The sequence below is a fragment of the Roseburia sp. AM59-24XD genome, assembly GCF_003478445.1.
In the GTDB taxonomy this organism is placed as follows: domain Bacteria; phylum Bacillota; class Clostridia; order Lachnospirales; family Lachnospiraceae; genus Jutongia.
This window is the reverse complement of record NZ_QUET01000033.1, coordinates 24,670-33,339: the sequence shown is the minus strand read 5'-3', so window position 1 is coordinate 33,339 and position 8,670 is coordinate 24,670. Positions and strand designations below refer to the sequence as shown.

Sequence of the window (8,670 nt, the reverse complement as noted above, 5' to 3'; positions counted from 1 at the left end):
ATGGAGCTGACTGTCACTAATAGGTCGAAGGCTTATCCAAAAGAAACGGAGAGCTGGTTGCAAAAGCGGCGTGAAGATGATATAATCGGTATACAGTTTTGAAGGTATCTGCTTTCAAAAAGATGATCCTCGATAGCTCAATGGTAGAGCACTCGGCTGTTAACCGAGTTGTTGTAGGTTCGAGCCTACTCGGGGAGTTTTTTAAATAATCCGTAGATAGTGATATTTACGGATTTTCTTATAATCATGTATATGGACCTTTAGCTCAGTTGGTTAGAGCAATCGGCTCATAACCGATCGGTCCAGGGTTCGAGTCCCTGAGGGTCCACTGAATGAGCAGTCCATGTCTTGATTGAATTTTGATAGAACATCTACTGTTCATATTATGGCCTAGTGGCTCAGTTGGTTAGAGCGCCGCCCTGTCACGGCGGAGGTCACGGGTTCGAGTCCCGTCTGGGTCGTTGATGGATTATTGACATTTGTATCCATCTGTGATATTATGATATGCGGTTCTGTTGTTTTATACAGAGAAATTATCCAGCATTATTTGGGATCTTAGCTCAGCTGGGAGAGCATCTGCCTTACAAGCAGAGGGTCACAGGTTCGAGCCCTGTAGGTCCCACTCAGTAATATTTATATTACTATGCCGCAGTGGCGGAACTGGCAGACGCCCGGGACTTAAAATCCCGTGGGTAGTGATACCCGTACCGGTTCGATTCCGGTCTGCGGCATTAGTAAAAAGTAGGAGAAACGTTGAATTTACAGCGTTTCTCTTATTTTTTTGCTTCAAAAAGTTTGAACACCTTTGAACACTTTATGATGAAATACCAAGATTCTGAAAAGCAAGCCTGTCATTCTTCCTCTTATTGACATTCCGCAAGTAATGCAATGTTGTAGCTGTCTCACTATGCCCCATTAAATAACTAAGGGTTGTAAGATTATTTCCGTCAAAAGCTGTTGAAGCATTGTAAAAGCGGATTTTATGACTGGAATGATAAGGAACACCGGCTTCTTTGCAATATTTCTTCAAACGGCGATTAAAGCTGTCTGTTGTCATAATCTCGCCGTTGGGTTCAAAGACATATATTCCATTTGGATTTAATTCCTTTGCTTTGTGAAGAATTTTAAGTGCTTCGTCTGTAAGGAACTGTTTACGGAATCCATGAGAAGTATTTCCTTTCATTTGATTTACTACTTTTACTTTTCGGCTTGAGAATGTTAAATCATCATTCAATGTACGTTCACAGGTCGCCTGTCTGTGAAGATATACAAGCCTGTTATTGTAGTCAATATCTTCCCAACGGATAGCTTTTGTTTCTCCAACACGGATAAACAGATAGAAAGATAACTGTATTGCAAGAGAATATGGCTCTATGATACACCGAAGATAATTTAATAACTTATGCGTATCATCACGAGAAAATACATTGTCACTTTGTACTTCTACTGGCTTATAGGTAAACTGTTTGAAATTCACATCAGAGACAGGATTATGTGATATAATTTCTTCTTCGATCGCATAACTCATTACTCCATTCAAAACAGAACGGGCATTACTGACTCGCTTGTGCGTGAACTGTCGGTCTTTTGTAGCTTCTCTGAAAAAGCGGATAAGCGTGATTGGTTTGATTTCGCCTATCTTCATTTTAACAAGTTCTGTATCTTTGAAAAATCTATTCCATTCAGATACATACTCTTGAATTGTTTTTGCTTTTACGGAAGTATAATCTCTTTTATACAAAAGCCATTCAACATATAATTCTTCCAGTGTGACATTCTGACGGTTTTCAGCTTTCTGCTTTTCGAGATAAAATCTGATGATTTCTTTTTCAAGGTTCTCTTTACTCTTCCTCTTAACAGGACGGCGTTTGTTAGGTTTAGTTTCATCGGGTAAATAAGTACGCCAGCTTTTTTCTGATTCCGAGTAATAAATTTCATATTTGTGATTCTTCAAGATTTTTTTATTTGCCATAATTTTAAAATCTTTGAAGACTTCATCTGTGCTCATGTTAGCACAGGTGGCTAACGTATTCAATAATGTTATATCTGAAAACGTAACGGGATTATCCATAAGATTCCCCCTTTACGCAAGGATTTTCTTTTTTAATTTTGATGTAGATAACACTGCTGTCCTTTAAGCATGAACCAGTAGATAAGAAAGCGTTGGTATCGTAAATTTGCCTTGTGTATTCTTTCTGAAAGACGATATTTTCTTTTTGTAAGTCATGTAAAATGTCTTCGGTCAGCATGACTTTTGTTTCGTGTGGAACTTTCAGATTTTGAGATTTAAAAAAGGCTTTTTTCTTATGTTCTTTCAAATCAAGGTCTTTTCCAAAATACTTGCTAAGATAACGACCTCTGTTTTCTTTGCTGTCTACATCAATGCGATTGATTTTAATAAATCCATGTGACCATAAATTCTGTAATTTTTCTTTTGCTATATACGGAAAATCAAAGAAAATAACATGATAATGGATTGCTCCACGCTTCTGTTTCTCCCACGTTGCAAGGTATTTTAATAACTGGGTTTTGGTATGATACAAATAATAATTTAATCGCTGGATAAAATACTTAAATTCTCTGTTGGTTATCAGGATTTCCTGAATGTTTTCTTTAAATGTCAGTGTTACAAATTTTGTTCTGTTATCAAAGTTGCAGTCAACAATACGGGCAATATCCCAACGAGCCTGTTCGTAATGCTTCTGCTTGCGTTTTAAACTGTCATATTGCTTATGAGCTGACATTTCATCAAATTTTTTTCGGTTACTTATGTCTGTTAAATCTGCCTTTTCTTTCGAGTGAATAAAAATAGGGTTTTCGTAAATATATACTTCTTTTGTAGTAGGAGTTTCAATGATTTTCGTATTGTATGCAAAACACTCTTTTGTTTTGCTCACGAATATCACCTCATATCCCAATTTTTGTAATGAATGTTCCGATTGTTTTCGGAAGATGTTGTTTTATATATCAAGTATAGAGGTCAGCCAGTTCAGCACCTATGACGTTGTCCGGCACTGACTGGCTGACATAGTAGGGAAATTATTTCATTTCCACTTTTCTGATATTGGAAGCTTCTGCTTTGACAGAAAGACGTCCATTATAGAGACTAGCCCAAGTATGTAAGCCATCAAATGAGACTGGAATCTGCCCTTTTTGTTCAAGTTCCTCGTTGGTAACAATCGCTGTGTTGGCTTTAATGCCTACTTTGACTTTCTCAAACTTTAATTTTGGAAGAAGAACTGTATAGTAGAATCCTAATTTTTCTTTTGTAGAAAAGTCTATCCAGTCGGAAACTTCTACTAACTGAAATTCCTCTTGCAGTTTGTCTGGATTTAAAATAAAGTCATTTCCTCTAATCATCGTTTCACCTCCTTACAGATATCTGATTATCAGATATTAAGATAATCTTATGATAAAACAAGCGTTGCAGAATGTCAATAGAAAATATCTGAATATCCGATAAAAAGATTGACAGAGAAAATTTGATGAAATATAATGTGCTTATAAAGGAGGTTCGCTATGAATAAAATAAAAGAATTGCGGAAAGAAAAGAATATAACCGTTGCGGAACTTGCAAAAGAATTAGGCATTTCACAAAGTATGCTTACGAACTATGAAAATGGAAACGGAACGCCGAGAGATGAATCTATATGGGAAAAATTATCACAGATATTCGGCGTGAGTAAAAGCCACGTTATGGGATTAACTACGGATATTGAAACAGCAAATAAGACAAAACAGTTGAAAGTGGTTGTGGATACATCTCAGCCGATCTCAATACAACCGAAGAATCAGACAGACCTTGATGTATTGATAAAACTGGATTTGATAGACAGTGAAGACATGGAAGAAGTGTCAGAATTTCTTGATAAACTGTTGGCACAGGAGAAATATGAGGGACGGAGAGAATCAAACGTTAAATATGTCGTTGAGTAGAAAATGCTTTTCAGCCGTCCACTTGCCCAGTCGACCCGCCGCCCTGTTAGGAACCGTCGCACTGGGCATCCTTGCGGAACGTTAGTTTGCGAAAATACGAACAAAAGAATATAAGGAGAGGGAATAGCCGATACTACTTCAAAAGCAGTAATAGAGTGCTATTCTTTTTTATTATATTCAATGGTTGTAGTTCGGAATGGTTTGCTATTATTGTGCAAGTAATAAGTTGGATAATAGAGCTTGATTTCCAAGGTGGTAGGCGTACCATTGATTTTGTTATGTTCATTTTCAATGTCTTTGATTAATCCATCAATTTCCCAACATTTGTAAACAATTACAGTCAATTCAGTATCTCTGGTATCTGCACTGCTAAAGGATATGCTGTTAGTAATATGATAGTCCGGCAGTCTGAGATAATTATAGAGAACGGTCAGTAAACAGAGCATTGTGATTGTTGCTATGATTTTCTTTTTCATGTACATACCTCTTTTGTGTTATTAACAAGGGACTGACTATATAGTACCTCACTATATAGTGAATTACTACATAAAGATTTAATAAATATACTTTATGTAGAGGTGCGGAACATGAATTATGGACATTTAGAATTAAGAATAGAAGAACTGTTACAAGAAAAAGGTATCAGTAAGAATATGATTTGTAAGGAACTCGATATCCCAAGGTCAAATTTCAATAGATATTGCAGAAATGAATTTCAAAGACTGGATGCAAATTTAATCTGTAAACTATGCAACTATTTTGAATGTGAAATTGGTGAGTTAATTCGATATGTAAAAGAATAAAGTGATAATGGGTATGCGGAAATAAAAAATATTCGCATACCTTTTTAATTGATATTTTATAAAATGGAATTATACTGTGAATAACATGAAACAGACAAATCAAAGTTTGAAGCGGAGGTATGTATTATGAATATAGGATTTTGGTCGTGTATAATTTTGGTAATACCATTTGTAATTATAGGTGTGTTATTTGCGATTTTTAAGGAAAAAGCAACTAAATTTGTTTCAGGATTTAATTCATTTTCTAAAGAAGAACAGGCAATGTATGATAAAGATCAGATCTCTCGTGATATAAGAAATCAGTGCTTCATATGGACTGTTATAATGTTAGCAGGAGCGACATTATCCTGCTTTTTAACCCCATATATGGCTATACCAACCTATATTATTTGGTTAGTTCTGTTTTTTAGAGAAGTCCACTTTGATAATCATAAAGCGTTTGAAAAATATTTATTAAAGTAAATTCAAGTTTGGAGAATTGAGAAAATCGGAAGTTTACAGTGAGGTGAAAGAGGTTGAATTATGTAGAATATGGAAAAGAAAACAGCGATGTAATTATCCTCTTACACGGAGGCGGTTTATCATGGTGGAATTACAAAGAGGTTGCTGAAAGACTTCAAACAGATTATCATGTGGTTTTGCCTATATTAGATGGTCATGCAGGATGTGATAAGCAGTTTACAACGATAGAGAATAATGCTTTGGATATTATAGAATTTGTAAATAGCAAATTGGGCGGTTCTGTTTTAATGATGGGAGGACTATCGCTTGGAGGGCAGATTTTGCTTGAAATTTTATCTCAACGCAAAGATATATGTAAGTATGCAATAGTGGAAAGTGTACTTGTGATACCTTCAAAATTTACATATTCTATGATTAAACCGGCGTTTGGAAGTTGCTATGGCTTAATAAAGTATAAGTGGTTTTCAAAATTGCAATTCAAATCACTACGAATAAAGTCGAATTTGTTTGATGAATATTACAAAGATACTTGTGCTATTAGAAAGAGTGATATGATTGCCTTTTTACAGGAAAACTCAGTATATTCACTAAAAGATGGCATTGGAGAGTGTGAAGCAACCGTTCAAATTTATGTTGGAGAAAAAGAAAAGCAATCAATGAAAAAATCCGCTAAAATCATTCATGAAAAATTGCAGGATAGTTTTATACAAGTTCTTCCTAATATGTATCATGGAGAGTTTTCAATAAACCACGCAAATGATTATGTGAGAAAACTATTAGAAATAGTAAAGCGAAGGTAACTTTCAGTCTTCAGCAGAGACTGAAAGCAATAGAAGATTTGAATTGACCGAGCTCTTTGAGCGAGGGATACTTCTTGTCCGAAGGGAAAGAAGGTGGAACTGAGAAGAATTAAAACAATTTGAAGTTGTGAACTTAGAATTAGAGGTGTTGAAAATGAAAATAATAATTATATTTATTGATTTACTGATGGCAACTGTTCTCTTTTTTGTTGGAAGATTTTTTATCAAATCAAGGAATACAGAAAGAAGTGTGCTGTTTTTATCAGGAGATTATACTGGATTAAACACAGAGAAAATATGCAGAGTTACTGGAAAACGGATTAAGACATGGGCAATGCTCTTTTGTCTTGGCGGTATAATTGATTTTATCAAGCTGGGCGCAGGAATAATAATAGTTTCCGTTTTTTTTATTATCTTACTTGTATTTCATTTGGTTGATATGACTATAAATCGAGACAAGTACCGGGTATAAATTCAAGTTTATCGAATTAAGAAAAACGGAATTTAAGGAGGTGCTTATAAATGAAATTAGTAGATTTAGCAACAGGTTCTGATTGGATAGTGTGGATTGTCTTTGTGATATTTGCTGTATTTTCTATTATTTTACTTTCTGGACACGGGAGTTGGTTTATTTCCGGATATAATACGGCTTCAAAAGAAGAAAAGGAAAAATATGATGAAAAGAAGTTATGCAGAACAATGGGAATTGGAATGTCTATTATAGCAATTCTTGCATTGACAATGGGCTTGCTTGAAAATATTTTGCCTGCATTTTTTGTATATATTGCATTGGGGATTATTTTGGTTGATGTCGTAGTAATTATCATTTTAGAAAATACACTATGCAGAAAGTAACAACTTTTTAGTTTGTATGCGACAAACGTTTGAACACTTTTTGAACACCGCAACCGTGATGAAGTCTTCAAAGCCCCTTTCTATCAGTATTTGAGATTAAGAAAAACGGTTCGATTCCGGTCTGCGGCATTCTTTCAGACAGAGCAGGCACAGAGATGTGTTTGGCTCTGTTTTTTTGTGCGAAACAGGGAATTTCTTATAAAGTAAAATATTTCATGAGAATAAAGGCATTGTTTTTGGATAATAAAGCTTTAATAAAAAAATAAGAAAATCTCCAAAACTTCTATGTTTTGTGGTATACTGTATACGGGTCATTTTCGTTATTGAGAGAATGATACTAATAACACATCACATGGAGGATAAAATGTTAGAGAAGTTTTTCAAGTTAAAAGAAAACGGAACTACGGTCAAGACTGAAGTGATTGCCGGTATTACCACATTTATGACAATGGCTTATATTCTTGCCGTTAATCCAAACATGCTTTCAGCAGCAGGAATGGACAGCACAGCCGTGCTGATCGCCACATGTCTGGCTTCATTCATCGGTACAATGGCAATGGCACTGCTTGCTAACTACCCATTTGCACTGGCTCCCGGTATGGGACTGAATGCATACTTTGCTTACACAGTATGTGGAAACATGGGTTATTCCTGGAAGGTAGCTCTTATGGCTGTATTTCTGGAAGGTATCGTATTTATTGTACTTTCACTGACTAGTGTACGTGAGGCAATTTTCAATGCAATTCCCAGTACACTTAAGAAAGGTGTGAGTGCTGGTATCGGTTTATTTATCGCATTTATCGGTCTGCAGGGAGCACACATCATCGTGAATGATGATTCTACTCTTCTGACATATTGTAAATTTGCTGATAACTGGCATACACAGGGGATTTGTGCAGTACTTGCACTGATCGGTCTGTTTATCACAGTTATTCTTTACATCAAGGGCTTCAAGGGATCTATTCTGATCGGTATCATCGCAACATGGATCCTCGGTATGATCTGTCAGGCTGCAGGTGTTTACCATATTGATGCAAAGGCTGGTTTCTACTCTCTGTATCCAACCATGCATATGACTGACTTCAGCAAGATCACAACCACATTTGGTCAGTGTTTCACAGCTGATTTCAAGGGCGTGGGTGTATTCAACTTTATCGTTGTTCTCTGTTCATTCCTGTTCGTTGATATGTTTGATACGATCGGAACATTAGTCGGAGTTTCATCCAAGGCCGGTATGCTGGATGAGAATGAGAAGCTTCCAAACATCAAGCCGGCACTGTTAGCAGACGCAATCGCAACAAGTGCAGGTGCTATTATCGGTACAAGTACAACAACAACTTACGTGGAGAGCTCAGCAGGTGTTGGTGCCGGTGCACGTACAGGTCTTGCTTCTGTAGTGACAGCAGTATTATTCCTTCTGGCAATCTTCTTCGCACCAATTTTCACAGCAATACCGGGCTTTGCAACTGCTCCGGCATTGATCTTCGTTGGTTTCCTGATGATCTCTTCTGTTGCACAGATCGACTTCAACGATCTGACAGAGGCAGTGCCTGCATATATGACCATTCTGGCAATGCCATTTGCATACAGTATCGCAGAGGGTATCTCTCTCGGAGTTATCTCTTATGTAATTATCAATGTGATCTGCGGAAAGGCAAAGAAGGTTACACCACTGATGTACATTCTTGCAGTATTGTTTGTTTGTAAGTATATTTTCTTATAAAGAACATATACGCAGGTTGATCCGGTATATGGACAGGAGCGTTATTGCTGAATGAAATGCATCGGCAATAGCATAGAATGAGAAATATGGG

11 protein-coding genes and 5 tRNA genes are annotated in these 8,670 nt (G+C 36.3%); 12 read left to right on the top strand and 4 right to left on the bottom strand.

Annotated features, from left to right (window positions below):
- Positions 1–126: 126 nt before the first annotated feature.
- The 5 genes from DXA20_RS13855 (at position 127) to DXA20_RS13835 (ending at position 731) form a co-directional block, all read left to right on the top strand.
- Positions 127–197 (top strand) — tRNA-Asn (locus DXA20_RS13855).
- A gap of 57 nt (positions 198–254) precedes the next feature.
- Positions 255–328 (top strand) — tRNA-Ile (locus tag DXA20_RS13850).
- Positions 329–387: 59 nt separating this feature from the next.
- Positions 388–461, top strand: a tRNA-Asp gene (locus DXA20_RS13845).
- Positions 462–549: 88 nt separating this feature from the next.
- A tRNA-Val gene (locus tag DXA20_RS13840) sits at positions 550–622 on the top strand.
- Between the two features lie 23 nt (positions 623–645).
- Positions 646–731: transfer RNA gene (locus DXA20_RS13835), tRNA-Leu, on the top strand.
- 83 nt (positions 732–814) lie between these two features.
- Here the strand turns inward: DXA20_RS13835 and DXA20_RS13830 are convergent.
- The 3 genes from DXA20_RS13830 to DXA20_RS13820 form a co-directional block, all read right to left on the bottom strand.
- Positions 815–2,071: a tyrosine-type recombinase/integrase gene (locus tag DXA20_RS13830; protein WP_117455470.1), complete on the bottom strand. Its 1,257-nt coding sequence runs from the start codon at positions 2,069–2,071 to the stop codon at positions 815–817.
- A complete protein-coding gene (locus DXA20_RS13825; RefSeq protein WP_173822866.1) occupies positions 2,064–2,897 on the bottom strand; it encodes a rolling circle replication-associated protein in 834 nt (277 codons plus the stop codon). The genes DXA20_RS13830 and DXA20_RS13825 overlap by 8 nt, the downstream gene beginning before the upstream one ends.
- Positions 2,898–3,039: 142 nt before the next feature.
- Positions 3,040–3,360: a hypothetical protein gene (locus DXA20_RS13820; RefSeq protein ID WP_055195245.1), complete on the bottom strand. Its 321-nt coding sequence runs from the start codon at positions 3,358–3,360 to the stop codon at positions 3,040–3,042.
- 159 nt (positions 3,361–3,519) lie between these two features.
- Here DXA20_RS13820 and DXA20_RS13815 point away from each other — a divergent pair, with 159 nt between their 5' ends.
- A complete protein-coding gene (locus tag DXA20_RS13815; RefSeq protein ID WP_005424130.1) occupies positions 3,520–3,936 on the top strand; it encodes a helix-turn-helix domain-containing protein in 417 nt (138 codons plus the stop codon).
- A 158-nt stretch (positions 3,937–4,094) separates the two neighbouring features.
- Here DXA20_RS13815 and DXA20_RS13810 read toward each other — a convergent pair whose 3' ends face one another.
- A complete protein-coding gene (locus DXA20_RS13810; RefSeq protein ID WP_040015282.1) occupies positions 4,095–4,412 on the bottom strand; it encodes a hypothetical protein in 318 nt (105 codons plus the stop codon).
- Between the two features lie 111 nt (positions 4,413–4,523).
- On the opposite strand from DXA20_RS13810, the gene DXA20_RS13805 reads away from it, so the two are divergent.
- From DXA20_RS13805 to DXA20_RS13780, 6 genes are all read left to right on the top strand, one after another.
- Positions 4,524–4,739 (top strand): helix-turn-helix domain-containing protein, encoded by a 216-nt coding sequence (locus DXA20_RS13805; protein WP_004845965.1) that lies wholly within the window; start codon positions 4,524–4,526, stop codon positions 4,737–4,739.
- Positions 4,740–4,865: 126 nt separating this feature from the next.
- Entirely contained in the window at positions 4,866–5,201 is a 336-nt protein-coding gene (locus DXA20_RS13800; protein WP_118561589.1) for a DUF3784 domain-containing protein, read from the top strand.
- A 53-nt stretch (positions 5,202–5,254) separates the two neighbouring features.
- Positions 5,255–6,001, top strand: coding sequence for an alpha/beta fold hydrolase (locus DXA20_RS13795; RefSeq protein ID WP_117455466.1), 747 nt, complete (start codon positions 5,255–5,257; stop codon positions 5,999–6,001).
- Positions 6,002–6,155: 154 nt separating this feature from the next.
- Positions 6,156–6,473: a hypothetical protein gene (locus DXA20_RS13790; RefSeq protein ID WP_005611085.1), complete on the top strand. Its 318-nt coding sequence runs from the start codon at positions 6,156–6,158 to the stop codon at positions 6,471–6,473.
- 50 nt (positions 6,474–6,523) lie between these two features.
- Positions 6,524–6,856, top strand: coding sequence for a DUF3784 domain-containing protein (locus tag DXA20_RS13785; RefSeq protein WP_117455464.1), 333 nt, complete (start codon positions 6,524–6,526; stop codon positions 6,854–6,856).
- A gap of 364 nt (positions 6,857–7,220) precedes the next feature.
- The gene (locus DXA20_RS13780) at positions 7,221–8,579 is read left to right on the top strand and encodes an NCS2 family permease (protein WP_022306044.1); all 1,359 of its coding nucleotides are present in this window, start codon (positions 7,221–7,223) and stop codon (positions 8,577–8,579) included.
- Positions 8,580–8,670 lie beyond the last annotated feature (91 nt).

Bases quoted from the DNA above. Each gene is read 5' to 3' on its own strand.
- DXA20_RS13830 (WP_117455470.1), bottom strand. From the start codon at position 2,071: ATGGATAATCCCGTTACGTTTTCAGATATAACATTATTGAATACGTTA.
- DXA20_RS13820 (WP_055195245.1), bottom strand. From the start codon at position 3,360: ATGATTAGAGGAAATGACTTTATTTTAAATCCAGACAAACTGCAAGAG.
- DXA20_RS13815 (WP_005424130.1), top strand. From the start codon at position 3,520: ATGAATAAAATAAAAGAATTGCGGAAAGAAAAGAATATAACCGTTGCG.
- DXA20_RS13810 (WP_040015282.1), bottom strand. From the start codon at position 4,412: ATGAAAAAGAAAATCATAGCAACAATCACAATGCTCTGTTTACTGACC.
- DXA20_RS13805 (WP_004845965.1), top strand. From the start codon at position 4,524: ATGAATTATGGACATTTAGAATTAAGAATAGAAGAACTGTTACAAGAA.
- DXA20_RS13800 (WP_118561589.1), top strand. From the start codon at position 4,866: ATGAATATAGGATTTTGGTCGTGTATAATTTTGGTAATACCATTTGTA.
- DXA20_RS13790 (WP_005611085.1), top strand. From the start codon at position 6,156: ATGAAAATAATAATTATATTTATTGATTTACTGATGGCAACTGTTCTC.
- DXA20_RS13785 (WP_117455464.1), top strand. From the start codon at position 6,524: ATGAAATTAGTAGATTTAGCAACAGGTTCTGATTGGATAGTGTGGATT.
- DXA20_RS13780 (WP_022306044.1), top strand. From the start codon at position 7,221: ATGTTAGAGAAGTTTTTCAAGTTAAAAGAAAACGGAACTACGGTCAAG.